Source organism: Citrifermentans bremense R1, assembly GCF_000426865.1.
GTDB lineage: Bacteria > Desulfobacterota > Desulfuromonadia > Geobacterales > Geobacteraceae > Geomonas > Geomonas bremensis.
Genome location: NZ_AUGE01000024.1, coordinates 23527 through 46960 on the forward strand (window position 1 = coordinate 23527; position 23434 = coordinate 46960).

General features: G+C 60.2%; 29 protein-coding genes. 24 read left to right on the forward strand and 5 right to left on the reverse strand.

All coding sequences use genetic code 11. From position 1 onward, the window contains the following. The first annotated feature begins 69 nt into the window (after positions 1-69). Positions 70-2535: a YfhO family protein gene (locus K419_RS0114055; protein ID WP_026842157.1), complete on the forward strand. Its 2466-nt coding sequence runs from the start codon at positions 70-72 to the stop codon at positions 2533-2535. A gap of 49 nt (positions 2536-2584) precedes the next feature. Next, the gene (locus K419_RS0114060) at positions 2585-3361 is read left to right on the forward strand and encodes a tRNA1(Val) (adenine(37)-N6)-methyltransferase (protein WP_156912215.1); all 777 of its coding nucleotides are present in this window, start codon (positions 2585-2587) and stop codon (positions 3359-3361) included. A gap of 158 nt (positions 3362-3519) precedes the next feature. On the opposite strand, the gene K419_RS0114065 is transcribed toward K419_RS0114060, so the two are convergent. Further along, the gene (locus K419_RS0114065) at positions 3520-4005 is read right to left on the reverse strand and encodes a DUF721 domain-containing protein (protein ID WP_226377704.1); all 486 of its coding nucleotides are present in this window, start codon (positions 4003-4005) and stop codon (positions 3520-3522) included. Further along, positions 3989-4261, reverse strand: coding sequence for a hypothetical protein (locus tag K419_RS0114070; protein ID WP_026842160.1), 273 nt, complete (start codon positions 4259-4261; stop codon positions 3989-3991). The genes K419_RS0114065 and K419_RS0114070 overlap by 17 nt, the downstream gene beginning before the upstream one ends. 95 nt (positions 4262-4356) lie before the next feature. Here K419_RS0114070 and K419_RS0114075 point away from each other — a divergent pair, with 95 nt between their 5' ends. The 15 genes from K419_RS0114075 (at position 4357) to rsmI (ending at position 14361) form a co-directional block, all read left to right on the forward strand. Further along, a complete protein-coding gene (locus K419_RS0114075) occupies positions 4357-4620 on the forward strand; it encodes a DUF3343 domain-containing protein (RefSeq protein WP_012531860.1) in 264 nt (87 codons plus the stop codon). After that, positions 4617-5204 carry a sulfurtransferase-like selenium metabolism protein YedF gene (yedF, locus tag K419_RS0114080; RefSeq protein ID WP_026842161.1) on the forward strand — a complete coding sequence of 196 codons (588 nt, stop codon included), beginning with the start codon at positions 4617-4619 and terminating at the stop codon, positions 5202-5204. The genes K419_RS0114075 and yedF overlap by 4 nt, the downstream gene beginning before the upstream one ends. A gap of 171 nt (positions 5205-5375) precedes the next feature. Next, a complete protein-coding gene (gene ffh, locus K419_RS0114085; RefSeq protein WP_026842162.1) occupies positions 5376-6737 on the forward strand; it encodes a signal recognition particle protein in 1362 nt (453 codons plus the stop codon). A gap of 107 nt (positions 6738-6844) precedes the next feature. After that, complete coding sequence (rpsP, locus tag K419_RS0114090) at positions 6845-7111, forward strand: 30S ribosomal protein S16 (RefSeq protein WP_012531857.1); 267 nt, start codon at positions 6845-6847, stop codon at positions 7109-7111. Between the two features lie 51 nt (positions 7112-7162). After that, a complete protein-coding gene (locus tag K419_RS0114095) occupies positions 7163-7393 on the forward strand; it encodes a KH domain-containing protein (protein WP_012531856.1) in 231 nt (76 codons plus the stop codon). 3 nt (positions 7394-7396) lie between these two features. Continuing rightward, positions 7397-7915: a ribosome maturation factor RimM gene (gene rimM / locus K419_RS0114100; RefSeq protein ID WP_026842163.1), complete on the forward strand. Its 519-nt coding sequence runs from the start codon at positions 7397-7399 to the stop codon at positions 7913-7915. Continuing rightward, the gene (gene trmD / locus K419_RS0114105) at positions 7912-8661 is read left to right on the forward strand and encodes a tRNA (guanosine(37)-N1)-methyltransferase TrmD (protein ID WP_026842164.1); all 750 of its coding nucleotides are present in this window, start codon (positions 7912-7914) and stop codon (positions 8659-8661) included. The genes rimM and trmD overlap by 4 nt, the downstream gene beginning before the upstream one ends. Then, positions 8658-9227, forward strand: coding sequence for an RNA methyltransferase (locus K419_RS0114110; protein ID WP_026842165.1), 570 nt, complete (start codon positions 8658-8660; stop codon positions 9225-9227). Before trmD ends, K419_RS0114110 begins: the two co-directional genes overlap by 4 nt. A gap of 141 nt (positions 9228-9368) precedes the next feature. Further along, positions 9369-9725 (forward strand): 50S ribosomal protein L19, encoded by a 357-nt coding sequence (rplS, locus tag K419_RS0114115; protein ID WP_012531852.1) that lies wholly within the window; start codon positions 9369-9371, stop codon positions 9723-9725. Positions 9726-9949: 224 nt separating this feature from the next. Continuing rightward, positions 9950-10642, forward strand: a complete 693-nt coding sequence (locus tag K419_RS0114120) for a ribonuclease HII (protein WP_026842166.1) — start codon at positions 9950-9952, stop codon at positions 10640-10642. Between the two features lie 105 nt (positions 10643-10747). After that, positions 10748-11125, forward strand: a complete 378-nt coding sequence (locus K419_RS0114125) for a YraN family protein (protein ID WP_026842167.1) — start codon at positions 10748-10750, stop codon at positions 11123-11125. A gap of 49 nt (positions 11126-11174) precedes the next feature. After that, a complete protein-coding gene (locus tag K419_RS0114130) occupies positions 11175-11615 on the forward strand; it encodes a DUF4149 domain-containing protein (protein WP_026842168.1) in 441 nt (146 codons plus the stop codon). Positions 11616-11770: 155 nt separating this feature from the next. Further along, positions 11771-12622 (forward strand): nitrilase-related carbon-nitrogen hydrolase, encoded by an 852-nt coding sequence (locus K419_RS0114135; protein WP_012531848.1) that lies wholly within the window; start codon positions 11771-11773, stop codon positions 12620-12622. Then, a complete protein-coding gene (locus K419_RS0114140; RefSeq protein ID WP_026842169.1) occupies positions 12622-13443 on the forward strand; it encodes an NAD+ synthase in 822 nt (273 codons plus the stop codon). The genes K419_RS0114135 and K419_RS0114140 overlap by 1 nt, the downstream gene beginning before the upstream one ends. 87 nt (positions 13444-13530) lie before the next feature. After that, positions 13531-14361: a 16S rRNA (cytidine(1402)-2'-O)-methyltransferase gene (gene rsmI, locus K419_RS0114145; protein ID WP_026842170.1), complete on the forward strand. Its 831-nt coding sequence runs from the start codon at positions 13531-13533 to the stop codon at positions 14359-14361. Position 14362: 1 nt separating this feature from the next. On the opposite strand, the gene K419_RS0114150 is transcribed toward rsmI, so the two are convergent. Genes K419_RS0114150 through K419_RS0114160 form a run of 3 tightly spaced genes read right to left on the reverse strand, consistent with a single transcriptional unit; the run spans position 14363 to position 17328 of the window. Beyond that, a complete protein-coding gene (locus K419_RS0114150; RefSeq protein WP_026842171.1) occupies positions 14363-14698 on the reverse strand; it encodes a tRNA-binding protein in 336 nt (111 codons plus the stop codon). A 1-nt stretch (position 14699) separates the two neighbouring features. Then, on the reverse strand, positions 14700-15719 hold the full coding sequence (gene ltaE / locus K419_RS0114155) for a low-specificity L-threonine aldolase (protein WP_026842172.1): 1020 nt from the start codon (positions 15717-15719) through the stop codon (positions 14700-14702). Between the two features lie 16 nt (positions 15720-15735). Continuing rightward, positions 15736-17328, reverse strand: a complete 1593-nt coding sequence (locus K419_RS0114160) for a glucose-6-phosphate isomerase (protein WP_026842173.1) — start codon at positions 17326-17328, stop codon at positions 15736-15738. Positions 17329-17842: 514 nt separating this feature from the next. Between K419_RS0114160 and K419_RS0114165 the strand changes: the two genes are divergently transcribed. From K419_RS0114165 to K419_RS0114195, 7 genes are all read left to right on the forward strand, one after another. Beyond that, positions 17843-18319 carry a hypothetical protein gene (locus K419_RS0114165; RefSeq protein ID WP_026842174.1) on the forward strand — a complete coding sequence of 159 codons (477 nt, stop codon included), beginning with the start codon at positions 17843-17845 and terminating at the stop codon, positions 18317-18319. Positions 18320-18559: 240 nt separating this feature from the next. Beyond that, positions 18560-19528: a polyprenyl synthetase family protein gene (locus K419_RS0114170; RefSeq protein ID WP_026842175.1), complete on the forward strand. Its 969-nt coding sequence runs from the start codon at positions 18560-18562 to the stop codon at positions 19526-19528. 240 nt (positions 19529-19768) lie between these two features. Beyond that, positions 19769-20029 (forward strand): hypothetical protein, encoded by a 261-nt coding sequence (locus K419_RS0114175; protein WP_012531840.1) that lies wholly within the window; start codon positions 19769-19771, stop codon positions 20027-20029. A gap of 305 nt (positions 20030-20334) precedes the next feature. Further along, the gene (locus tag K419_RS0114180; RefSeq protein WP_026842176.1) at positions 20335-21696 is read left to right on the forward strand and encodes a sigma-54-dependent transcriptional regulator; all 1362 of its coding nucleotides are present in this window, start codon (positions 20335-20337) and stop codon (positions 21694-21696) included. After that, the gene (locus tag K419_RS0114185) at positions 21696-22205 is read left to right on the forward strand and encodes a TlpA disulfide reductase family protein (protein WP_026842177.1); all 510 of its coding nucleotides are present in this window, start codon (positions 21696-21698) and stop codon (positions 22203-22205) included. The genes K419_RS0114180 and K419_RS0114185 overlap by 1 nt, the downstream gene beginning before the upstream one ends. Before the next feature lie 49 nt (positions 22206-22254). After that, positions 22255-22971 (forward strand): cytochrome c biogenesis CcdA family protein, encoded by a 717-nt coding sequence (locus K419_RS0114190; RefSeq protein WP_026842178.1) that lies wholly within the window; start codon positions 22255-22257, stop codon positions 22969-22971. A 57-nt stretch (positions 22972-23028) separates the two neighbouring features. Further along, positions 23029-23430: a VOC family protein gene (locus K419_RS0114195; protein ID WP_026842179.1), complete on the forward strand. Its 402-nt coding sequence runs from the start codon at positions 23029-23031 to the stop codon at positions 23428-23430. Positions 23431-23434 lie beyond the last annotated feature (4 nt).

Genomic DNA, 23434 nt, shown 5'->3' on the forward strand with positions numbered 1-23434 from the left:
GTTGCACAATTCCTGAAATATGTGGATAATGCGGCGCTGAAATGAATATGTTCAAGGAGTTGTCTCCCGATGACCGACCGCAAAAAAGACCTGCTGATACTGTCCGGCCTGCTGGCAGTACTCTTGATCCTTTTCTCTAAAATTCTCTTCACCTCGCAGATCATCCGGGCTCCCGACATCATCAACGAGTTCTACTGGGGGATTAAGGGTTTCGGGAGCAGACCGTTTCTCTCCTTGTTCAAAGTCGACATCTCCAGCGCGGGATGGAATACCTTGCTGAACTCCGGGCACACCAACGAGGGGGGGATGGCGTCGGAGCAGTTCCTCGTCATTCGCAACCTCATCTTCTGGGTCTTCCCGGCGCCCGCCAGCGTGGCGTGGTACATAGTGGCGCAGCTTTTCTTCGGCGCCGCCGGCACCTATTGCCTGTGCCGGCTCATCGGCGCCGGCAGGCCCGCCTCTTTCCTGGCAGGCCTGGTCTTCGCGCTCGCCCCGGAAAACGCTTCGCTGATCAACGCCGGCCACGTGATGAAGATCGCCACCATCACTTTTGCGCCCTGGGCCTTTTACTTCCTGGAGAAAGGGTTCAAGACCAGGCGCTTGATCTTCTTCCTGACGACGGCCGTGGTGCTTGCCTTCCAGTTCTTCCACACCCACTGGCAGGTCGCTTACTACACCTGCCTCGCCATCGGCGTCTACGGCATCGCCCGTTCCATCTTCATCCTGAGGGAGGAGAAACCTGCCGGAAAGGAGGTCGCGAGCCTGGTGGGGATGAACCTGGTTCTGCTCGTATTCTTCCTCACCACCGTCGCCATCTCTCTGGCCCCTCTCGCCAACTGGTCCAAGGAGACGAACCGCGGCGTGAACAGCGGCGCCAACGTCGTTGCGGGGGGGGGCAAGACCGAGGCAAAAGGAGGGCTCGCCCGCGAGGAGGCGATGTCCTGGTCGCTGCCGCCGGAAGAGACTGCCGCCTTCATCATTCCCGGGATGTTCGGCTACTCCCGCCAGGAGGCGGGGGAGAACCCGAAGAACATAGACGCCTACTACTGGGGGCGGATGAACTTCACCCAGACGGTGAGCTACATGGGACTTCTCCCCTGGCTGCTGTTGCCGCTGCCGCTCATCTTCCGGCGCGACCGCTACACCTGGCTCGCGCTCTCGGCCGTGGTCGTGGGGATCTTCTTCTCCATGGGCAAATACACCCTTTTCTACAACCTCCTCTTCGACTATTTCCCGGGGATCAACCGCTTCAGGGTCCCGAAGATGATGATGTTCATCCCGGTGCTGGGTCTTGGAGTGCTATCCGCCCTTGGGCTCGATCTGCTGCTGGACCCCGTGGTGCGCGGCACCCGCGCCTTCAAGCGCTACATCCTGGGAATCGTCCTGTTGCCGGTGGTGCTCCTGGCGCTCTTGGGGACGGAGATCGCGACCGGGCAGTACTGGGTCAACACCTTCATCGACATCCTTTCCCAGCCGACCCGCTACCAGCCCCAAAGCGAACAGCTGGTGCTGGAGCGCTGGAACAACCTGGTCGCCGAAACCGCCATAGCGGCAGGACTTACCGCTCTCTTCGCCGCGGCGTTTGCCCTGTACCACAGGGGCAAGCTCGCCGCGAAACTGGTCCCCCTGGTGCTGATCGCACTGTTTCTGTTGGACGTGGGGCGCGTCAACTCGAAGTTTCTCTTCCTCGTGGACGAGCCGCACAAGGCCACGGCCGTGAAACCGCCGGAGATAGCTTTCCTCGCCAACCAGCCCAAGGAGTACCGCACGCTTCCACTCGGCGGGGACCCGATGCCGTACGCTGCCTCCGGGATTCCGGTGATGTTCACCTCGAACGCGGTGCAGCAGCGCCGCTGGCAGGAGTTTCTGGATAACTTCGACCTGCTTTCCACCATGCCGGACATCCTCAACGTGAGGTACCTGGTGCTGAGCAAGGACCAGTATCGGAAGGACCAGGCCAGCATGGGCAACAAATATCGCCCCGTTTTCACCACGCCTGACGGCGGCACCGTCATCCTTGAAAACCAGAACGTTCTTCCCAAGGCGTGGCTGGCGCCGGTTGCGGTGAAGGCGGCCTCGACACAGGAGTCGCTCGCGGCGCTGCAGAGCCCGGCGTTCAACCCGAGGCTGATGGCGGTGGTGGAGTCGGAGCCCCCCATCCCCTTGGCGCCCCCTACCGCCCAGATCACTACGACGCCGGGGCAGGTGCGCGTGCTGCGCTACGAGGGGGAGCGGATCGACCTGGATGCATCGGTCGCCATGAACTCCCTCCTGGTAATGGGAGAGAAGTACTACCGGGGGTGGCGCGCCACGGTGGACGGCAAGGTCGCCGAGATCTACCCGGTGGACCACGTGCTGCGCGGCATCTATCTCACGCCGGGGATGCACAAGGTGAAGATGGTTTTCGACCCGACCCCCTTCAAGGTCGGCAAGTACCTGACCCTCTTCTCCTTTGCCGTCTTCGCCGCTTTCCTTGGGCGCGAGGTCGTGCTCAGGCGGAGGCAGCCGGTCGGAGCCAAGGGAGCTGAGTCATAAGGCCGGCATTTCATGCAGACGGTGATAACGAGTGGTGAACGTGAAGGCGATGGCTGGTGAAATAATGGAGGGGGGAGCCCTTCAGGGACGAGCAGTAGAGGAAACGCTGGACGAGCTCTCCGGTTACGACCTGCGCATCATCCAGCCGCGGCACGGCTACCGGTTCTCGGTGGACCCGCTGCTTCTGGCCGATTTCGCGGGCGTGCGAATGGGGGAGCGCTGCGTCGATCTCGGTACCGGCTGCGGCGTCATCGCCTTGCTCTTGGCCCGGCTGGGCGAGAACTGTTCCGTTGCCGCCATAGAATTTCAGCAGGTGATGGCGCAGATCGCGGCGCGGAACGTGATGCTGAACGGGCTTGGCGACCGGGTCGAGGTGGTCGAGGAGGACGTCGTCTCGGTGAAGTCGCGGTTTCCCGTGGACAGCTTCGATCTCGTCGTCTCCAACCCTCCCTACCGCAGGCCCGGCACCGGCAAGGTGAGTCCCCGCGCGGGGCGCGACGATTCCCGGCACGAGAGCACCGCGGCGCTGTCCGATTTCCTGGCGGCGGCGAAGTACCTGGTGAAGCCGTCCGGGCGGATCTGTCTCATCTATCACACGAGCCGTCTCGCCGAGCTGATGGCGCAGGCCGCACAGCAGAAGCTGGCGCCGTTGAGGCTGAGGATGGTGCACGGCAACAGCCGGATGGAAGCCCGGATGTTCATGATCGAGTTGGCCAAGGGGAGAAGCGGAGAGCTGCGGGTAGAGCCCCCCCTGATGGTGAGAGGCGAGGACGGTGGCTACAGCGAGGAGAAGATGAGGATTTACCGCAAAGTCGAAAAGGCTTGAAACCATTAGCCACAGAGAAAATCTGAGAGAACCTGAAAGACTTTGGGGTTTACTTCAAAAAGCTTTTCTCAGAAGTGCTCAGATGTTCTCCTTGCCAATGGTTTGGTTCTCAAGAAGTTCTCAGATTTTCTCTGTGGCTAACGGTTTGGGTTTTAGGTTTAGTCTTTGTGTTCTCGGTCTTTACGGATGAGGCTTTCGAATACGGCACGCAGTCCTGGGTCGGCGACGGATTCTGCCTGTTCTTCGATCCACTGCCGTTCCTCGTCGCTCAACTCTCGGCGCTTGGGAGGGGCGGGCAAGTTGGCATCGGAGGGCGGGGTGACCTTGCCACCCTTGAACTGCAGCTCTGTTACGAGCTCTTCCTCAAGGGCGTCGTTCACCTTGCCGATCAGTTCTTTCTTTAGATAGTTGAGCTGCTGCAGCCAGGGGGAACTGTCGACGCTGATGGTGAGGGTGCCGGCCCTGAAGGATGAGGGCTGGGCATGGGAGGCGATCCGCTTTCCGACGGCTTCGTCCCACACGAGCCAGATGCGCCCTTCTTTCAGCCTCTGCTCGGCAGGGGTCCCCCGCAGCATCTGACCCAAAAGGTCGGATACGGGCGCCGGCCGGCGCATTCTGGGACGCTTGTCAGTCGGCTTTTTCAACCTTGTTTCTCTTTCTGTGCATCCTGCCGCCGATCACCTGTCCGATAATGGCACTGGTAATGCTGAAGGGAATGAATCCCCAGCCAAGCCCTGTCTTTATCCTGAAGTAGACGATGGCGGGAATGGAAATGTGGACGTAGAAATACCAGCCGAAGGAAAACTTCGGGTAGGACTGCCGACGGTACCCGAGCGGTATGTTGACTGCAGTAGCCAGGATGATCAAGGCTGCTGCCTTAAGTATTGTATCTGTATCCATGAAGTACCCTCTTGGGTCGATAATAGTATGGGTTTGACCTCCCTTTGTCAATGTGCTTCTATTAGAAATGGTTCTGATCCAATAAAGGAGTTGTTGTGGTAAAAGACGGCGATTACGTTGCGATTTTCAACTCGATCCACCGGGTCATGGAGGCGGAAAGGCTCTTGAAGGACAAGAGCCTGAAGATCCTCCTCATTCCGGCCCCCCGCGCCCTTGCCGCGGACTGCGGCCTCGCCATCCGCTACGCCGAGGAGATCAGGGGCGAGGTGGAAGCGGCGCTTGCCGAGGCGGGATTGCTCCCCCGGGACCTCTACAGAAAAAACGGAGAAGAGTTCGTGAAGATAGGAGAAGAGAAATGAACAGCTTGGATGTCAGGGGAATGGCCTGCCCGTTGCCGGTCGTGTCGGTGAAAAGGGCGCTTGAGTCGGCGGAGGGTGAACTGCGCGTGCTGCTCGACGACGGGGCGCCCCGGGAGAACGTGAAGCGCTTCGTGCAGGGGCGCGGCTATCAGGTGCAGGAAGAACAACTGGAAGATGGTTTCGCCTTCACCATTTCCGGGGCCGGCTCCGGTGCCGGAAAGGGGCAAGCCGCTCCTGTCGAGCGCAGCGGCGCTACCGTGATGCTGATCGGAAGCGACCGGCTGGGGGACGGCGCCGAAGAGTTGGGGCGGCTGTTGATGAAGAACTTCATCATTACGCTCCTCGACATGACCGAGCTTCCCGACCGTATCTTCTTCCTCAACAGCGGCGTCCTGCTGGTCGCGCAGGGGTCCGAAGTGATCGAGGCGCTCGTGGAACTGGGGAACCGCGGGGTGGAGGTGCTCTCCTGCGGCATCTGTCTCGACTTCTATAAGAAGAAGGAACTGCTGGCGGCGGGCGGCGTGACCAACATGTTCACCATCGCCGAAAGCATGCTGCAGGCGCGCTCGGTGGTGCGGCTGTAGGCGTCTATCGACCGCTGTTAACTTACGCTGCAGTGGATAATTTCGCTTGACAATGGGCGAGTTTATCCACTAAAGTGACTCTCTTGCCGCGGGATACCTGTGCGCTTTTGCCGTCACGCGGCGCGGCTTCGTGAAAAATAACAAGCGTTTTCGCTAACTTATAGGTTTGAGATGTTCGCCACACTTTCCGACAAACTTGACCTGGTTTTCAAGAAGCTCCGCGGCCAGGGGGTCATGACCGAAGAAAACGTCAAGGACGCCCTGCGTGAAGTGCGTCTGGCGCTTCTTGAGGCGGACGTCAATTTCAAGGTCGTCAAGGAATTCGTCGAGAAGGTCCGCGGCCGCGCCGTAGGTACCGAGGTGCTGCAAAGCCTTGCCCCGGGGCAGCAGGTAATCAAGATCGTCCACGACGAGCTGGTGCTTCTGATGGGCGGCGAGGAGGATAACTCCCTCGACCTCGCGGCCAAGCCGCCGGTAGCGATCATGCTGGTCGGCCTGCAGGGCGCGGGTAAGACCACGTCTTGCGGCAAGCTTGCCAAGTTCCTGAAGGCGCAAAGGAAAAAGCCGCTGCTGGTTCCGGCCGACGTTTACCGTCCGGCCGCTATCGAGCAGTTGAAGGTGCTGGGGCGTCAGCTCGACATCGAGGTGTTCGGCTCCGAAGCGACGCAGAAGCCGCTGGAGATCTGCCGCGCCGCAAACCGCTACGCGACCCTGAACGGCTTCGACGTCGTCATCTTCGATACCGCCGGCCGCCACCAGATAGACGACTACCTGATGGCGGAACTGGAAGGCATCCGCGACGAGTTGGCTCCGCGCGAGATCCTGTTCGTGGCCGACGCCATGACGGGGCAGGAAGCGGTCAACGTGGCGAGCGGCTTCAACGACCGCCTCGGCATCACCGGAGTGATCCTGACCAAGCTCGACGGCGACGCCAAGGGGGGCGCAGCGCTCTCCATCAAGGCCGTCACCGGCAAGCCGGTCAAGTTCGTGGGCCTCGGCGAGAAGCTCGACGCGCTCGACGTGTTCCACGCCGACCGCCTGGTTTCCCGCATTCTCGGCATGGGTGACGTGCTCACCCTGATCGAGAAGGCGCAGGCGACCATGGACGAGAAGGAAGCGGTCCGCCTGCAGGACAAGATGAAGAAATCCGGTCAGTTCGACCTGGAGGATTTCAGAAACCAGCTGCAGCAGATCAAGAAGATGGGTTCGCTCGAATCCATCATGAACATGATCCCCGGCATGGGGAAGGCGATGAAGCAGATGCAGGGGGCTCAGCCTTCGGAGAAGGAGCTGAAGCGGATCGAGGCGATCATCGACTCCATGACTGCGAAGGAGCGCGCCAACCACACCATCATCAACGGCAGCCGCCGTTTGAGGATAGCCAAAGGGAGCGGCACCAGCGTTCAGGAAGTGAACCAGTTGCTCAAACGATTCTCTGAGGCGCAGAAGGTAGTGAAGCAGTTGCAGAAGATGGGCCCCAAAGGGCTATTAAAGGGAATGAAGGGGATGGGAAAAGGGATGCTCCCCTTTTAACTATCTTCTTTGACGATAGCAACCGATATGGATACAGTTAGCAGATTCGAAACACCACTTACACAAAATGGCGGATCTAAAGGATCCGAGAACACCAGGAGGAAGAAATGGCTATAAAGATCAGACTTGCACGTGCGGGCGCTAAGAAGAAACCCTTTTACCAGGTAGTGGTTGCTGACTGCCGTTGCCGCAGGGACGGGCGTTTCATTGAGAACGTCGGTACCTACGACCCGAACAAGAACCCGGCGGTGTACAACCTGGAAGAAGGGAAGACTCTTGAGTGGCTCGGTAAAGGCGCACAGCCTACCGACACGGTCAAGCAGATCCTCAAGAAGGTCGGGATTTGGGAGAAGTTCGTCTCTCCGGCCGCTTAATTCCTGTTAGTTCCGGCCAGCCGGATATCCCACACTACAGAGGATAGCGACATGAAAGAGCTTGTTGAGACCATCGCCAAGGCACTTGTTGATGACCCGAGCCAGGTACGAGCCACCGAGGAGTTGGAAGAAGAAACCAACGTAATCAAGCTGACAGTCGCAAAAGAGGACATGGGCCGTATCATCGGCAAGGAAGGACGCACTGCGAAGGCGATCCGCACCCTGTTGAATGCTGTTTCCACAAAGGACAACAAGAAAGCGATCCTGAAGATTGTAGAGTGACAGATGTCCGGTAGTAAAAAATTATTGATCGGTAAGATCCAGGGGACGCACGGGATCAAGGGACAATTGCGGGTCATTCCCTTTGCGGGGGATGCTTCCAGTATCTCGCAACTGAACGAGGTCTTCGTAAAGTCTCCGACAGCTGCCTTGGAGCCGTTCGCGGTGGTTTCAGCCAAGGCACACGGCAAAAGGGTGATTCTGACCCTGAAGCCGTTTGACAACATAAACCAGGTGCTGCACCTGGTCGGCCGAGAGATCTACGCCGACCGGGTGTCGCTTCCGGAACTCCCCGACGACGAGTTCTACTGGTCCGACCTCCTGGGACTCCAGGTGGCAACCTCGGACGGGGAAGAGCTGGGAGAGCTGGTCGACATCATCGAGACCGGCAGCAACGACGTTTATGTGGTAAAGAAGGGCGGGCGCGAGGTGCTTATCCCCGCGCTCGAGGATGTCGTGTTATCGATCGACCTGGCTGAAGGGCGCATGACGGTCTCTCTTCCGGAGGGGCTGCTCGATCTATGAAATTCGACATCCTGACCCTGTTTCCGGCCATGTTCGAAGGGCCGCTGACGGAAAGCATCCTGAAGCGGGCCAGCGACAAGGGGCTCATCGAGGTCGCGCTGCATAACATCCGCGACTGGGCCTTCGACAAGCACGCTACGGCCGACGACGCCCCCTACGGCGGCGGCGCCGGGATGGTGATGAAGGTCGAGCCGATAGCTGGCGCCATCGAGGCGGTTAAGGCGAAGAACCCCAACTCGAAGGTGATACTGACCACCCCCTGCGGGCGTCCTTTCAGCCACCAGGTTGCCGAGGAACTCTCACGCGAGGAAGGGGTCGTCATCATCTGCGGCCGCTACGAAGGGGTCGACGAGAGGGTGCGCACCCTGTTCGTGGACGACGAGATCTCCCTGGGGGATTTCGTGTTGACCGGGGGGGAGATCGCCGCCATGGTCATCGTCGATGCCGTTTCCCGGCTGGTGCCGGGTGTCTTGGGAAGCGACGAGTCGGCGCAGTACGATTCATTTGCAGACGGGCTTTTGGAATACCCGCAGTACACGAGGCCCCCCGAATTCAGGGGCGAGAAGGTTCCCGACATCCTCCTTTCCGGCAACCACGCCGAGATCGCCAAGTGGCGGCGCAAGGAGCAGATGAGAAGAACGCTCGCCTCCCGTCCCGAGCTCCTCGATGGGATCGAGTGGAGCAAGTCGGACAAGAAACTATTTGCAGAGGTCGAAAAGGCCAACCAGGAGAAGGTGGCCAGATGACCTCCGCAGCCAATTTCAGCATCGCGCTCGTTCATTACCCGGTGTACGACAAGCACAAGGACGTGGTCGCCACCTCGGTGACCAACCTTGACATCCACGACATGTCGCGACTGACCCGGACCTTCGGTCTGGACCGCTACTACATCGTGACCCCGGTTGAAGAGCAGCGAAAGCTCGTTGAAAAGATAAGAGAACACTGGCTTTCCGGTTGGGGATCAACCTACAACCCGAAGCGCAAGATGGCGCTCGAAACGCTGCAGATGGAAGCCTCGGTCGACACCGCCGTCGCCGACATCGAAAAGCGCACCGGCCGCAGGCCGAAGGTCGTCGTGACCGGTGCCACCGGCCGCGACAACAGCGTCAGCTTTGCAGATCTCAAGGCGCTCATCGACGCAGACCCGCAACAGCCCTTTTTGCTGCTGCTTGGGACCGGATGGGGGCTGATCGAGCAGGTCTTCAACAAGGGCGATCTGGTGCTGGAGCCGATCAGAGGGGCTGGAGAATACAACCACCTCTCGGTGCGCTCCGCGGCGTCGATCATGCTGGACCGGCTGTTCGGGCGGTAAATGAGTTTGTAGCAGGCCGGACCAAAGGTCGCGGCTCTACGAGAAGGGTAGGGAATAAGCGTAGCTAGGCGGAAACGGCGTAACAGCCATAGATTCTAAACTTGCAAGACTAGAGGTTAAAGATAAGGGAGGAAGTACCAAATGAACCAGATTGATGCTATTGAAATGGCGCAGATGAAGAAGAACATTCCCAAATTCATTCCTGGCGACACCATCAAGGTGCAGGTGAAAATCGTTGAGGGTGACAAGAGCCGTATCCAGGCTTTCCAGGGCGTATGCCTCGGCCGTCAGAACGGCGGGATCCGCGAGTCCTTCACCGTTCGCAAGATCTCCAACGGCGTCGGCGTGGAGAGGGTGTTCCCGCTGCACTCCCCGTCCATCGAGGCGATCGAAGTAGTGACCCGCGGCCAGGTCCGTCGCGCGAAGCTTTACTACCTGCGCAAGCTGCGCGGCAAGGCTTCCAGGATCAAAGAGCGGAAATACGTCGCCGGCCAATAACAAGGCTCGCAGCACAAAGGGCCCCGGTCACGTCATGCGACCGGGGCTTTTTTATTTAAACCCCCGAGAACCCGAAAACCATTAACAAGGAGCAAATCTGAGAACATCTGAGACCGCAGACCATTTTAGCGGTTCAGACTCTCTCAGGTTTTTGTTTTTGCTCAGATTTCCTCAGACGTTCTCCTTGTTAAAGGTTTTGCTTCTCAAGCTTTTACTGGAATGCCATGACCGGTCTTTTTCCCGACAACCCGAAGTCGCCGATTGACCTGCTCGCACTCGAAGGGCAGGCGCTTCGTCGCGGCTACTTTCGGATAGCGGGGATCGATGAGGCCGGGCGTGGCCCACTGGCGGGGCCGGTCGTGGCCGCCGCAGTGATGCTGCCTGCCGGTCTGCTGCTCCCCGGGGTTAACGATTCCAAACAGCTTACTGAAGAAAAGAGGGAAGAGCTTTTCGACGTGATCCATCGCGAGGCGCTTGCGGTCGGCGTCGGCATCGGCGACCACGCCCTGGTCGACAGCATCAACATCCTGCAGGCGACCCTCAGCGCCATGCGCGACGCGGTCCGCGCCCTGAGCATAACCCCCGGTTTCCTCCTCATCGACGGCATCTCCAACATCCCCATGAACATCCCGCAGCGTACGGTGAAAAAGGGAGACTCCCTGAGCCTCTCGATAGCGGCCGCCTCAATAATCGCCAAGGTCACCCGGGACCGGATGATGGTTGAGTACGACGCCCAGTACCCGGGCTACGGCTTCGCCAGCCACAAGGGTTACGGCGCCGCGTCGCACCTGGCCGCCATCGCCGAACTGGGACCATGTCCCATCCATCGCAAAACCTTCAGCGGTGTCAAAGAGCATCTTCCTTCCCAGCCCGATAGTGACACTGCAGGGCCTTCCACTGGCTTATTCTCTTTCTGAACAGGAAGTGGTAAAAAGAATCCTTCGCTCAGTCATGTGCACTCTGAACTAGCTGCTACACTGTTGTGGTCTTTGCCGTAGAGCGACATTTCCTCAGAGGTGGCCATGCCGGATAAGAGCAGCAACAGCTCTCTCGGCGGGATAGGTGAGTCTATTGCGGTCACCTTCCTGAAGGGGCAGGGCTTCAAGATAGTGGAGTGCAACTTCCGCAGCGTCTGCGGTGAGATCGACATCATAGCCAGAGACGGGCGCACCCTTGTCTTTGTCGAGGTGAAGTGCCGCAAGAACTATAACTACGGCGTGCCTCAACTAGCGGTGACGCCGTTCAAACAGCGCCAGATCTCCAAGGCAGCGCTGGTTTGGCTTTCCAAGAAGAAACTCTTCGATGCGGAGGCGCGCTTCGACGTGGTGGCCATCGTGCTGCGCGAGCACGAGTTGCCGGTAATAGAGCACATCAGAAACGCGTTCGAGTTGGCGTACTAGACGGTCGGACTGCCGTTTGGCGGGAATTTAATCGACAGGAGGAAGCGAGATGCAGGCAGTAAACGTAATCTACCGGTTGGCAATTTCACTCTGGCTCGGGGGCGCGGCCCTCTTCACTTTCGTGCTCACCCCGATCTTGTTCCGCTCCGAGAGCCGGGACGTGGCGGGGCGCATCGTCGGCCTCTTCTTCCCCGGGTATTTCCGCTGGGGGCTCGCCTGCGGCGTCGTCGCCCTCATCTGCAGGGTCATCATCTCCGGGAAATCCAATTTCGCAGCTGCCGCCATCATCGCGGCAATGCTGCTCCTCTCCTCGTTTCAGGCCTTCTACATCGAGCCGAAAGCGGCCGAACTGAAGCGTAGAATCGTCTCCTTCGAGACCACCTCCAAGGACGACCCGCTGCGGCGCGAGTTCGCCAAACTCCATGGCGTCTCAGCCGTCTGCAACCTCTCGGTCATAGCCGGGGGAGTGGTGCTGGTGATCCTGCTTTAGCGGAGAAGGGCAGCGAAAGGGGATGCCGTTTCCAATGAAAACGCCTCTCCGGGGATTCTCTCAGATTTTAACCATGGCTAAGTGGTTTTAGCCATTGACGTTTGCAAAGACTCTCCCGCTGTGTTAGTAATGAGAAAAAAATTGCGGAGAAGCTCATGGATTTCACCGTTGCCCTGGCCCAGATCAAGCCGAAGCTAGGCTGCCTGGACGACAACCTGGCTCTCGTTGAGGCCGCCATTGAAAAGGGGATCGCCGCGGGGGCCGACCTGATCGTGTTCCCAGAACTTGCGCTTACCGGGTACTTCCTGAAGGACCTGGTCCCCGAGGTGGCGCTGCGTCTCGACGCCCCCCAGATAGAAAAACTGAAGACCCTGTCCAAGCGGATCTCCATCGCCATCGGCCTTGTCGAGGTCTCCTCCGATTTCCGGTTTTTCAACTCGGCCCTTTATCTGGAAGAAGGGGAAATCCGCCACGTGCACAGGAAGGTATATCTGCCGACCTACGGCCTGTTCGACGAGCAGCGCTACATGGCGCGCGGCGAGCGCTTCCGCGCCTTCGACACCCGCTTCGGCCGGGTGGGGATGCTCATCTGCGAGGACATGTGGCACCTCTCGGCCCCCTACGTCCTCGCCATGGACGGCGCCATGACGCTCCTCTGCCTCTCTTCGAGCCCCGGACGCGGTGTGAGCGGCACCGAAGGTCTGGGGTCGGCCGCCGCGTGGCAGAAGCTAACCGCCACCACGGCCATGTTCCTCAACTGCCGCGTCTTCTACTGCAACCGCGTGGGGTACGAAGACGGCATCAACTTCTGGGGTGGCTCCGAGGCCATATCCCCTTCGGGTGAGGTTACCGCCCGGGGGGCGATCCTGGAGGAGGACCTGGTGCTCGCCAAGGTCGACGGCGGCGCGCTCAGGCGCGAGCGGATCTTTTCCCCGATGATGCGCGACGAGAACCTCGCCATCACCGTGAAGGAACTCAAAAGAATCGACAGGGAGAAAGAGTACTGATGGGTGCCCTAACCGTTAATACGGCGCTGTTGCGCCAGATCCTGGTCGGGTTCGTGCGCGACGAGGTTTGCAAGGTCGGACTGCGCAAGGGGGTTTTAGGGCTTTCCGGCGGGATCGATTCCGCGCTGGTCGCCTACATCGCCGCCGAGGCGCTGGGCCCGGAGAACGTCTACGCCTACTGCATGCCGTACCGCACCTCTAACCCGGAGAGCGAGGCACATGCCCGCCTGGTCGCCGACAGCCTCGGCATCAACTTCAAGGTGATCGAGATCACCGGGATGGTGGACGCCTACTTCGACCTCTACCCCGAGGCGAGCAACATGAGGCGCGGCAACAAGATGGCGCGCGAGAGGATGACCATCCTCTACGACCACAGCGCCGAGGTGGCGGGACTGGTGCTCGGGACCAGCAACAAGACCGAGCTTCTGCTGGGGTACGGGACGCTACACGGCGACATGGCGAGCGCGCTCAACCCTATCGGCGACATCTATAAAAGCCAGGTGTGGGAGCTTTCCGAGGCGATGGGGGTGCCGCACGAGGTGATCGAGAAGAAGCCTTCGGCGGACCTGTGGGCCGGGCAGACCGACGAGCAGGAATTGGGCTTCACCTATCGCGACGCTGACGAGCTCCTCTACCGGATGGTGGACCAGCGCATGAGCCGCGAGGAGTTGATCGCGGCCGGCTTCGAGGCGCAGTTCATCGACAACGTGCACAGGAAGGTGCAGGGCTCCCATTTCAAGCGGCGTCTTCCCATCATCGCCAAGGTTTCCAACCGCACCATCGACCGCGACTTCCGCTACGCCAGGGATTGGGGGAAATAAGGAGCCGTTCAACGTTCAACGTTCAACGTTAGAACCCTCAGGTTTTCCAAACGTTGAACGTTGAACGTTGAACCGCCTTTTGCCGTTATGTCCGGAACTCTCTACATCGTAGCCACGCCGATCGGCAACCTCGAGGACATCACCTTGCGCGCCCTGCGCATACTGAAGGAGGTGGACCTGGTCGCGGCCGAGGACACCCGCCACTCCAGGAAGCTCCTCACCCATTTCGGCATTTCCAAGCCGCTCACCTCCTACTTCGACCATAACAAGGACCTGAAGGGGGACAAGATCCTGGACCGGCTCCGCGAGGGGGAGAGCGTTGCTCTCATCACTGACGCCGGGACCCCTTGCATCTCGGATCCGGGCTACCAGCTGGTGCGCGACGCGGTCGCGGGGGGGATCTCCGTGGTCCCCATTCCCGGCGCCTGCGCGGCCGTCACCGCTCTCTCCGCATCGGGGCTTCCCACCGACTATTTCAGTTTCGCAGGGTTTCTTCCCAACAGGCAGGGGAAAAGGCGCGAGCGGCTGCAGTCGCTTGTCGCAGACAGGGCAGTGCTGATCTTCTACGAGTCGCCCAAGCGCCTGCTGGCGACTCTGCAGGACATGCTGGAAACCATGGGGGATCGCGAGGTCGTGGTGGCGCGCGAGCTTACCAAGATGTACGAGGAGTTCCTGCGCGGCAGGCTTTCGGCGCTGGTAACAGAGGTGCAGGGGAGGGAGATCCGAGGGGAGGTGGCGATCCTGGTCACCCCCGCGGAGGAGCCGGAGGCAACCGACGCCCCGGGGATGGAAGAGCTGCTGCAAAAGTATCTGTCTTCTGAAGAGATGACCCTGAAGGACGCCGTGAAGAGGGTGACCCTGGAGACGGGCCTCCACAAAAGCGAGGTCTATGCGGAAGCCCTGAGGATCAGGGGTTAGCTCAGCAGAGCCTGCTGCCGTTGGGGACGGGGCGCTCGGGGATAGCTAGAACTATGTCGCCGTTTTCATCGGCAAAGCCGGTGATGAGCACCTCGGAAAAGAAGCGCCCGATCTGTTTTCTCGGAAAGTTGCAGACACCGATCACCTGCTTTCCCACCAGTTCTTCCCTCTGGTAGTGCTTCGTGATCTGCGCGCTCGACCTCCGCACGCCTGCTTCGCCGAAATCCACCAGCAGCTTGTAGGCAGGCTTTCTCGCTTCAGGGAATTCCTCCACTTCCAGCACGGTCCCCACCCGCAGTTCCACTTTTTCGAAATCGCCCCAGTTTATCTCGGCCACGTCACTTACCTCCTGCCGCGAAGAAGCCTTTGAAGGCGGCGACGGTGCGCTCCACGTCCGCGCTGGTAACGTCCAGGTGGGTAACTAGGCGGATCTGGTCGCCCCCGCCAAGGAGTATCCCTTCGGCGGCGAGAGTCTTGCGCAAACGGTCGGCGCTGCCGGCCGGGGGGGTGACGAAGAGGATGTTGGTGCGCGCCTGGCTCACCAGGAGTTCCTCGATGTGCCCAAGGCCCGCGGCCAGGAGTTCCGCGTTCTCGTGGTCCTCGGTCAGCCGCTGCAGGTTCTTCTCCAGTGCATGTATGCCGGCCGCGGCCAGAATGCCGGCCTGGCGCATGCCGCCGCCGGCTACCTTGCGCCAGCGGCGCGCGCGGCCGATGAACTCCCGGCTGGCGCAAAGTACCGTGCCTGCGGGGGCGCCGAGTCCCTTGGAGAGGCAGACCGAGGCCGAGTCGAAATGGGCGGCGATGGTGGCGACGGGGACCCCCAGGTATGCGGCCGCGTTGAAGACCCGGGCCCCGTCAAGGTGCAGGGAAAGCCCGAGGCTTTGGGCAAGCTCCGCAGCCTTTGTCAGATAGTCGAGCGGCAACACTTTCCCCACCTGAGTGTTCTCGAGGCAGAGGAGCCTGGTGACGGGGTGATGGTAATCCGCAGGCTTCACTACGCGCCGCACCTTTTCGAGATCGAGTGTTCCGTCCTCTTCGAATTCGATCGGCTGCGGCTGTATCCCGCCGAAGATGGCGCCGCCTCCTCCCTCCCACCGGTAGATGTGCGCTTCCTGCCCGGCGATGTACTCGTCACCGCGCCCGCAGTGCGATAAGAGGGCGAGCAGGTTCCCCATGGTCCCCGTGGGGACGAAGAGCGCCGCCTCCTTCCCCAGCAACTCTGCCGCCATGGACTCCAGCCGGTTTACCGTCGGGTCCTCCCCGTAGACGTCGTCTCCGACCGGGGCATTCGCCATTTCCCGGCGCATCGCCTGCGACGGCGAAGTCACCGTGTCGCTTCTCAGATCTACCGTCTTCATCTGTTCCCCTATCTTGCTAACCTATGCTGCGGTACTTGTTTTCCCAGATCTTGTCCTTTACGGCGACGCTCACCCCGTGGTCGCCGTTGGCGGCAAGGTGCCTCAAGATCATGAAGGTGGTCTCCACCTCTTCCGGGCGCGCCAGGGCCAGCGCCATCTCCTCGCCGGTGAATTCCCGGTTCGGTTGCCGCCTGAGCATCTCGAGGATTTCCCCCTGCAGTTTGAGCACGGCGCCGGCGGCCTTCTTCCCAGCCTCGACTCCCGGCTGGTGGTAGGCGTTAACGTTGATGAGCAAGGCGTACAGCCCCACTGCGCGCTCATAAAGGGCGATGAGGGCCCCGACGCTCTCGGGGGAGAGCTCGCGGACGGTGATAGTAACCGATTCCCGTCCCTTTTCATAGAGTGCGGATCGCGTTCCCTGGAAAAAGCCCGAGAGATAATCGCCGGAGGTCGCACCCGGCTCCACTTTCATAGATGGGCCCTGGCGGTCCTTGAGCACCTCGATGAAGGTGACGAAGAAGTTGTGCACGCCTTCCCGCAGCTGCTGCACGTAGGCGTGCTGGTCGGTGGAACCCTTGTTGCCGTAAACGGCGATCCCCTGCAGTACCTCTTTCCCGTCGCGGTCCAACCCCTTGCCGAGGGATTCCATGATGAGTTGCTGCAGGTAGCGGGAGAACAAAAGCAGCCTGTCCTTGTAGGGAAGCAGCACCATGTCGCGGGCGCCTTTCCCCTGGGTGGCGTGGAACCAGGAGAGGGCCAGGAGGGCGGCGGGGTTTTCCCGTGTCACCCGGCAACGCGTTTTTTGGTCGCAGGCGCGCGCTCCGGCGAGCAACCTGTCCACATCGATGCCTTGCAAGGCTGCGGGGAGAAGCCCCACTGCGGACGTGACCGAGGTGCGCCCGCCGACCCAGTCCCACATGGGGAAGACCCCGAGCCAGCTTTCCCTGGATGCGGTCCCGTCCAACTCGCTGCCGCTGCCGGTTACAGCTACGGCATGACCGGCGAAATGCAGCCCGGCGCGTTCGAACGCCTGGCGCGCCTCCAGCATCCCGTTGCGGGTTTCTTTGGTGCCGCCGCTCTTGGATATGACCACTACCAGGGTCTGTTTCAGAGCGGTGCCGATCCCGGAGAGGACCTTGTCCATACCGTCCGGGTCGGTGTTGTCGAAGAACCAGATGCGCAGGAGATCCTTTGGCCCTCCCAGGCTGTCGGCGACGAACTGGGGCCCCAGCGCGGAGCCGCCGATACCGATGATCAAGAGGTCGGTGAAGCGGTGGCCGTCGGGGGCGGCGATGTTCCCCCCATGCACTGAGGAGGCAAACGCCTTGATGGCGGCCAGCGTCGACGTTATCTCCTCGGCAAGGGGCGCCTCCGGCGCCAGTTCGGGAGCCCTGAGCCAGTAGTGCCCCACCATCCGGTTTTCGTCCGGGTTGGCGACGGCACCTTTTTCCAGCGCTTCCATCTCCTGGTAAGCCTGCTGCAGTCGCGGCTCCATCTCCTCCAGGAACCCCTCCGGGAAATCGATACGGCTGGTGTCGACGCTCAGCTCCAGTTCGGCGTCGTGGTAGAGCCGGTTCTTGTACCGCTCCCAAAGCTGCTGTGTCTGCATGTCCCCTCCGCGGGCTTTTGTTAGGCTGCTGGCAGGTCGATTCTCATGTGCGTCGGGGGATGATAGCATAGATTAGTTTTTATTCAAGTCTGCACAGCGGCGCTCGCCCGGAGAACATCGAAGGGGCGAACCTGTTGCGGAACGCGCAAAACGGGTGGCCGCGTGCCTTCGTGCGAGCCATTACGGTTCCCGGGACGGCCGGGAGGTGCCGTCTTCTTGTCTGTAAAAAGTCTCATTAGCAGTGGGGTGAATGGTGTCCATTAGAATGGCGGGTTTTGCACATGGAACAGCTGAATGTGCAAGGTATGAACACGCCGTAAGCGGGTCTTTGCTCCTTTTCTCGCCTGTCGTTTCGATAAAAACCAAATGGGACGGCAGTTTAGGCGCAAGAGCGGGCGGCGCGGACTTTGGTACGGCAGTTGTATCGGTTGAATCTACCGGCGGCAGCTGTGCCGGCTATGGACGCGGCATGGCTCGGTCCTGAACCGCTGGGGCGGGTACGCGGAGGTGGGGTATGGATGATAGATTTGCAGGTGCGAGCGCGGACCACTGCAGCGGCGGGTTCGGCGCCATGGAGGTGGTGCTGGTGAAACGGCAGCCGGCTGCTTCCGCCGAGCGCATTGCCGTCATCTTGACACTGGGGAACGATTCGGACATCTGGCGCTTGGTGAATGAGGACATGGATAGTATCGTGAATAATCTGGTGAGGGTGAACCAAATGAAAAAACAAAACCCGGTGCATGTGGAAGAGAGCGCACAGCTTTTCAAGAAAAGCCTGGAGCCTTTGTTTGCACTGATCTCGGCGACATCGCAGGAGCACGTGATGGACAAGCTGTCGCTATCGCTTAAAAAGGCGCTGCTTTTGATGGCGATGGAGCGTTACCACTGCAACACCGACAAGATGTGCCGGGCGCTCGGGCTCAGCAAGGGCAGGCTCGAGAAGGAGCTGAGGCGATGCGGCCTCTTGAACCGAGAAAAAGAGGCGGCCTGAGCCGCTAAGGGAAAATAAGATCGTTGGGGAAAGGGGGGGGCTGTCCGGCCTCCCTTTCGCGTTCTTAGCCGTGGCCGCAGTGCTTAACCGCTCAAATGCCTTGAATAATGAGAAAGGATTTGCTAAAGTGTCCCGTCGTTCCAAAGCGAACCCACCTTGGAAAATCCGGCGTAATTTCGTAGTGTTAAGAAATCCTAAGCGCAGTGATGCAGTCGCGCGCGCATAATATCGAGGCCTCTTATGGATGCAGCGCTTGCCCTCATCGGGGAAGACCTGAAAAACGTGGAATTGCAGTTCAAGAAGGATCTGCAGTCGGATGTCCCACTTATTCGCAAGGTGGGTGAGTATGTGCTGTCCAGCGGCGGCAAGCGTATCCGCCCCGCCCTGGTGCTCCTGGCTGCCAGGCTTTGCGGCTACGATGGCAATCGCAGCGTCCCGCTGGCAAGCGTCGTGGAGTTTATCCACACGGCAACCCTGCTGCACGACGACGTCGTCGACAACGCCAACCTGCGCCGTGGGCTTGCCTCGGCCAACACGCTATGGGGCAACGAGGCGTCGGTTCTGGTAGGTGATTTCCTCTTCTCCAAGTCGTTTTCCCTGATGGTTGCTGACGGCGACCTGCGCATATTGAAGGTTCTGGCGGACGCCACCACCATCATAGCCGAAGGGGAAGTTTTGCAGTTGGTCTGCACCTCTGACCTCGACATCACCGTGGAGCGCTACATCGAGGTGGTCCGGAGCAAAACGGCGATCCTCCTCTCCGCTGCCTGCGAGGTGGGTGCCATCCTGGGCGGGGCCGACGCCATGCACAGGCAGGCCTTGGCGGATTACGGCATGGATCTCGGCATCGCCTTTCAGCTGATGGACGACACCCTGGACTACACCGCCAGCGAAGAGCAGTTCGGCAAAAGCATCGGCCACGACCTTGAGGAAGGGAAGATCACTCTTCCCCTGATCCACACGCTCAGGAACTGCACCGGCCAGGAGCGCGACCTGATTGCCTCTGTGGTGGAAAAGGAACTCCTCTCGGATGAGGATTTCGCCCGAGTGCTGGAGCTGGTGCAGCGCTACGGCGGCATTGAGCATACCGTCGCCTCCGCCGGCGAACACGTGGTCCTCTGCAAGCAGCACTTGGAGAAATTCCCCACCTCTGCCACCCGCGACGCGCTTGCCGAACTTGCCGAATATGTTGTGACTCGCGTCAAATAACCGTCGCGGTTGCCGTCATATAACTGCGCCACATCCCTCAGGTACGAAAAATAACTTAGTTTAACAAAGGCATCCTTCCATTAATGAGCACCGCTTAGTCGGTGCTCATTTTTTTAACCTCTGTACTGCTGATAGTTTGCCGCTTCCCGTCGAGCATGGTCCGTTTCCCCTCATTTCGTTGGTCCGCTTTTTGCTGTTGAAATGTCCATTCGATAGAAATGAGTTAATTCGGGGGGTAAAGTGGACGAAGAGATGCTGCTACACTCAACTGAGTTGGAAGTCAACGGAGAGACTTTTAGCATCAACATTTTCTGCAGCGCAGCGGGCAGATTCTTCGCCAAGACCTGCCTCGGTGAGGACGATTACATCATCACGGACGGATCTTCGCTCCCCGAGACCCTGCAGAAGCACGAAAACCTGCTCCCGCTGGCCATAGGAACCCGCGAGCTGACGCAAAGCTACCTCGGCTACCCGCGCAGACCGAGGGGGCGTCGACCCTAGCGCCGCTCCTTCGCTTTTCAGGCTCCGCAGTTCAGCTGATGCCGCTTTGCCGCATCGGATGGAAACGCGCGCGCTTTTCTCTCCACCCCGCTAACTGCATCCGCTCCTGCACCCCCTACTGTTCCCTTTCTGAATCGAGCCTTCTAACAAACCCAAAGCTACTCTTCGAACTTTCCTCCCCTGAGGCTCTTCCCGCCGCAAGCTTGCCGGACCGGGTTCATTATAAAAAGGTTGCCCTCCCCGTTCAAATCGGTTAAAAATTGACACTGGCGCCCGTTCCAGCCTCTGGCGCCCTCCCAGGACCTATGCCCGCAAAAATACTAGTCATAGACGACGACAGTTCATTACGGCGCGTGCTCGAGTACAACCTGCAGCAGGAGGGGTACGACGTGTACACCGCTGCCGACGGCGACGCCGGGCTGCAGCTCTTCGCGGAGAAGTTGCCGGCCGTAGTCATCACGGATCTGAAGATGCCGGGAAAGAGCGGGTTCGAGGTTCTCTCCGCCATTAAGGAAAGCTCGCCTGCCACTGTGGTCATCGTGCTGACCGCTTTCGGAGCCATCGACACCGCGGTGGAGGCGATGAAGCTGGGGGCTTTCCATTACCTCACCAAGCCGTTCAACCGTGAGGAGCTGAAGGTCACCGTGCTGAAGGCGCTGCAACTGCAGGGGCTTTCGGAGGAGAACCGGCTGCTGAAGGAGGAACTCTCCGGGCGCGTCGAGTTCAAGAGCATCGTCGGCACTTCCCGTGCCATGGAAGGGGTTTTCTCGGTGGTGCGCAAGGTGGCGGACACCGAGGCCACCGTCCTCATCACCGGCGAATCGGGAACCGGTAAGGAACTGGTGGCGCGCGCCATTCACTCCGGCAGCTCCCGTCGCGGAGCCCCTTTTATCGCCGTCAACTGCGCGGCCATCCCCAGGGACCTTTTGGAGAGCGAGCTCTTCGGCCATGTCAAGGGGGCCTTCACCGGGGCCATCAGGGACAAAGAGGGGAAGTTCCAACTGGCCGACGGCGGCACCATCTTCCTGGACGAGGTGGGGGACCTCCCCCTGGAACTGCAGCCAAAACTGCTGCGCGTCCTGCAGGAGCGCGTGGTAGAACCTGTTGGCGGCACCTCTTTGCAGAAGATAGATCTGCGGGTGGTGGCGGCGACGAACGCGGATCTGGAGCGCTGGATCGTGGAAGGGAAGTTCCGCGAGGATCTCTATTATCGTCTCTCCGTGATCCCGATCCAGCTCCCTCCTCTGAGGGAACGGGTGGAGGATGTGCCGCTTTTGCTGCGCTACTTCTGTGCCAAGTTCGGGGCCGAAGGGGTGAGCTTTGAGAAAGAGGCTCTGGAGAGGCTGCAGGCGTACAGCTGGCCGGGAAACGTGAGGGAACTGGAAAACACGGTCGAACGCCTGCTGATCATGCGGGAGAGCGACCGGATCGGTGCGGACGAACTCCCCGAGAAGATATCGGCCACCTCGTCCCCCGCCGAGGGGAGCGTGCTCAGGCTTCCGCCCGGAGGGTATTCACTGGAGCAACTGGAGCGGGAGGTGGTGCTGGAGGCACTGGAAAGGTGCGACTGGAACCAGACCGCGGCCGCCCGTTTTCTGCGCATACCGCGCCATACTCTGATTTACAGAATGGAAAAATACAATATAGTGCAACCCGGGAGAAAGTAATGAAACGTATCCTTGCCGTGCTGTTACTGCTCCTCGCCGTCATGGCCTCTGGCTGCTCCAAGAAGGAGGTCCCGGCGCAGGAAGGCGCCGCCGCCCCCGACTTCACCCTGAGCGACCTTTCCGGAAAGCAGGTGCAGCTTTCGTCGCTGAAGGGGAAGGTGGTGCTGGTCAACTTCTGGGCCACCTGGTGTCCCCCCTGTCGGGAGGAGATTCCCTCCATGGTGAAACTGAACCAGATCATGCAGGGGAAGAACTTCCAGATGCTTGCCATCTCCATTGACGAGGGTGGGAAGCAGGCGGTGCAGGAGTTCTTCAGGCAAAACGGGGTCGCGCTACCGGCGCTGCTCGATACCGACGGCAGTGTCTCCAGGCGCTACGGCACCACCGGCGTTCCCGAAACCTTCATCGTCGACGGCAAGGGGATGATCAGGAAGAAGGTGATCGGCGGGGTGGAGTGGAGCTCTCCCGAGGTGGTAGGGTACCTTGAAGGGCTGATGCAGCAAAAGTAGCAGTACCGGCGGCGCCGGGCGGGTTCTACAACACCGAGGAGGTACAACCATGCAAGCGCAGAACATCAGCATAGTAGGCGCCTTCGTCGCAGGGTTGTTGTCGTTTCTCTCCCCTTGCGTCTTGCCGCTTATCCCTTCCTACATCACCTACATCACCGGGCTTTCCTTCGCGGACCTGCAGGCTGAGCACCCTTCCCACAAGGTGCGGCAGCAGACCATTATCCACTCGCTGCTCTTCATTGCGGGCTTCACCTGCGTCTTCGTCATCCTGGGGGCCTCGGCCAGCTTTCTGGGCGATTTCCTGCAGGAGCACAAGACGGCCATCAGGCGCATCGGCGGGGCGATGATCGTCATCTTCGGCGTCCATGTTTCGGGGCTCTTCGACATAGGGCTGCTCCTGGGGGAAAAGAAGCTCACCCTGCACAGAAAGCCGGCCGGCTACCTGGGAAGCTTCGTCGTCGGAGTGGTCTTCGCGGCGGGGTGGACCCCCTGCATCGGCCCCATTCTCGCCACCATCCTGGCAGTGGCAGCCACCGAGGGGCGCGGCGTCTGCCTGCTCCTTGCCTACTCAATGGGGCTCGCCATCCCGTTCTTCCTCGCCTCCCTCGCCTTGCACCAGTTCCTGGTGTTCTTCAAACGTTTCAAACGGCACATACGCCTGTTCGAGATCATCACCGGCCTGTTCATGGTACTAGTCGGTATCCTGATCTTCACCAACTCGCTGGTAGTGATCAGCAGGTACACCAGCGCCTGGTTCGGCGAGTAGAAAAAGGTGCAGCCCGGTGTGCCGCCTGCGTCAAACAGCCGGGCTGAAGGAGATTTCGTGGTTTCCCCCTTTTCCATTCAGCTCTCCGTCGCCGACTTGGGCACTACGGAAGCCTTCTACGCGGGGATCATGGGGTTGCCGGTGCACCGGGCGCTTACCGCTGTGGGGGCTCCGGAACACCTGGTGCTGACGCTGGAGGGCTGCAAGGTCTACTTCGTGGAGGATGACGCGGTCGGGCAACTGCACCCGATTCTGGAGGCTCGCCTGGAGGGTTTCCCCAAAGGGGTCGGCATGACGCTTCACCTGAGCGTCCCGGACATAGAGGACGTTTACCAGGAACTTCTGGAGGAGGATCTGGAGATCCTCTACCCCTTGCAGCAAAAGCCCTATGGCACCAAGGAACTCTGGTGCTTCGACCCCGACGGCTATCTCGTGGTGCTGGAGGAGTCGCTGCGCTAGTGCG

Coding starts and splice junctions, on each gene's coding strand:
- K419_RS0114125 (WP_026842167.1), top strand. CDS start 10,748: ATGCCGGATAAGAGCAGCAACAGCTCTCTCGGCGGGATAGGTGAGTCT.
- trmD (WP_026842164.1), top strand. CDS start 7,912: ATGAAATTCGACATCCTGACCCTGTTTCCGGCCATGTTCGAAGGGCCG.
- K419_RS0114055 (WP_026842157.1), top strand. CDS start 70: ATGACCGACCGCAAAAAAGACCTGCTGATACTGTCCGGCCTGCTGGCA.
- rpsP (WP_012531857.1), top strand. CDS start 6,845: ATGGCTATAAAGATCAGACTTGCACGTGCGGGCGCTAAGAAGAAACCC.
- ffh (WP_026842162.1), top strand. CDS start 5,376: ATGTTCGCCACACTTTCCGACAAACTTGACCTGGTTTTCAAGAAGCTC.
- rimM (WP_026842163.1), top strand. CDS start 7,397: ATGTCCGGTAGTAAAAAATTATTGATCGGTAAGATCCAGGGGACGCAC.
- K419_RS0114185 (WP_026842177.1), top strand. CDS start 21,696: ATGAAACGTATCCTTGCCGTGCTGTTACTGCTCCTCGCCGTCATGGCC.
- K419_RS0114165 (WP_026842174.1), top strand. CDS start 17,843: ATGGATGATAGATTTGCAGGTGCGAGCGCGGACCACTGCAGCGGCGGG.
- K419_RS0114170 (WP_026842175.1), top strand. CDS start 18,560: ATGGATGCAGCGCTTGCCCTCATCGGGGAAGACCTGAAAAACGTGGAA.
- yedF (WP_026842161.1), top strand. CDS start 4,617: ATGAACAGCTTGGATGTCAGGGGAATGGCCTGCCCGTTGCCGGTCGTG.
- K419_RS0114120 (WP_026842166.1), top strand. CDS start 9,950: ATGACCGGTCTTTTTCCCGACAACCCGAAGTCGCCGATTGACCTGCTC.
- K419_RS0114160 (WP_026842173.1), bottom strand. CDS start 17,328: ATGCAGACACAGCAGCTTTGGGAGCGGTACAAGAACCGGCTCTACCAC.
- K419_RS0114070 (WP_026842160.1), bottom strand. CDS start 4,261: ATGGATACAGATACAATACTTAAGGCAGCAGCCTTGATCATCCTGGCT.
- K419_RS0114110 (WP_026842165.1), top strand. CDS start 8,658: ATGACCTCCGCAGCCAATTTCAGCATCGCGCTCGTTCATTACCCGGTG.
- ltaE (WP_026842172.1), bottom strand. CDS start 15,719: ATGAAGACGGTAGATCTGAGAAGCGACACGGTGACTTCGCCGTCGCAG.
- K419_RS0114190 (WP_026842178.1), top strand. CDS start 22,255: ATGCAAGCGCAGAACATCAGCATAGTAGGCGCCTTCGTCGCAGGGTTG.
- rsmI (WP_026842170.1), top strand. CDS start 13,531: ATGTCCGGAACTCTCTACATCGTAGCCACGCCGATCGGCAACCTCGAG.
- rplS (WP_012531852.1), top strand. CDS start 9,369: ATGAACCAGATTGATGCTATTGAAATGGCGCAGATGAAGAAGAACATT.
- K419_RS0114130 (WP_026842168.1), top strand. CDS start 11,175: ATGCAGGCAGTAAACGTAATCTACCGGTTGGCAATTTCACTCTGGCTC.
- K419_RS0114095 (WP_012531856.1), top strand. CDS start 7,163: ATGAAAGAGCTTGTTGAGACCATCGCCAAGGCACTTGTTGATGACCCG.
- K419_RS0114180 (WP_026842176.1), top strand. CDS start 20,335: ATGCCCGCAAAAATACTAGTCATAGACGACGACAGTTCATTACGGCGC.
- K419_RS0114135 (WP_012531848.1), top strand. CDS start 11,771: ATGGATTTCACCGTTGCCCTGGCCCAGATCAAGCCGAAGCTAGGCTGC.
- K419_RS0114060 (WP_156912215.1), top strand. CDS start 2,585: ATGGCTGGTGAAATAATGGAGGGGGGAGCCCTTCAGGGACGAGCAGTA.
- K419_RS0114140 (WP_026842169.1), top strand. CDS start 12,622: ATGGGTGCCCTAACCGTTAATACGGCGCTGTTGCGCCAGATCCTGGTC.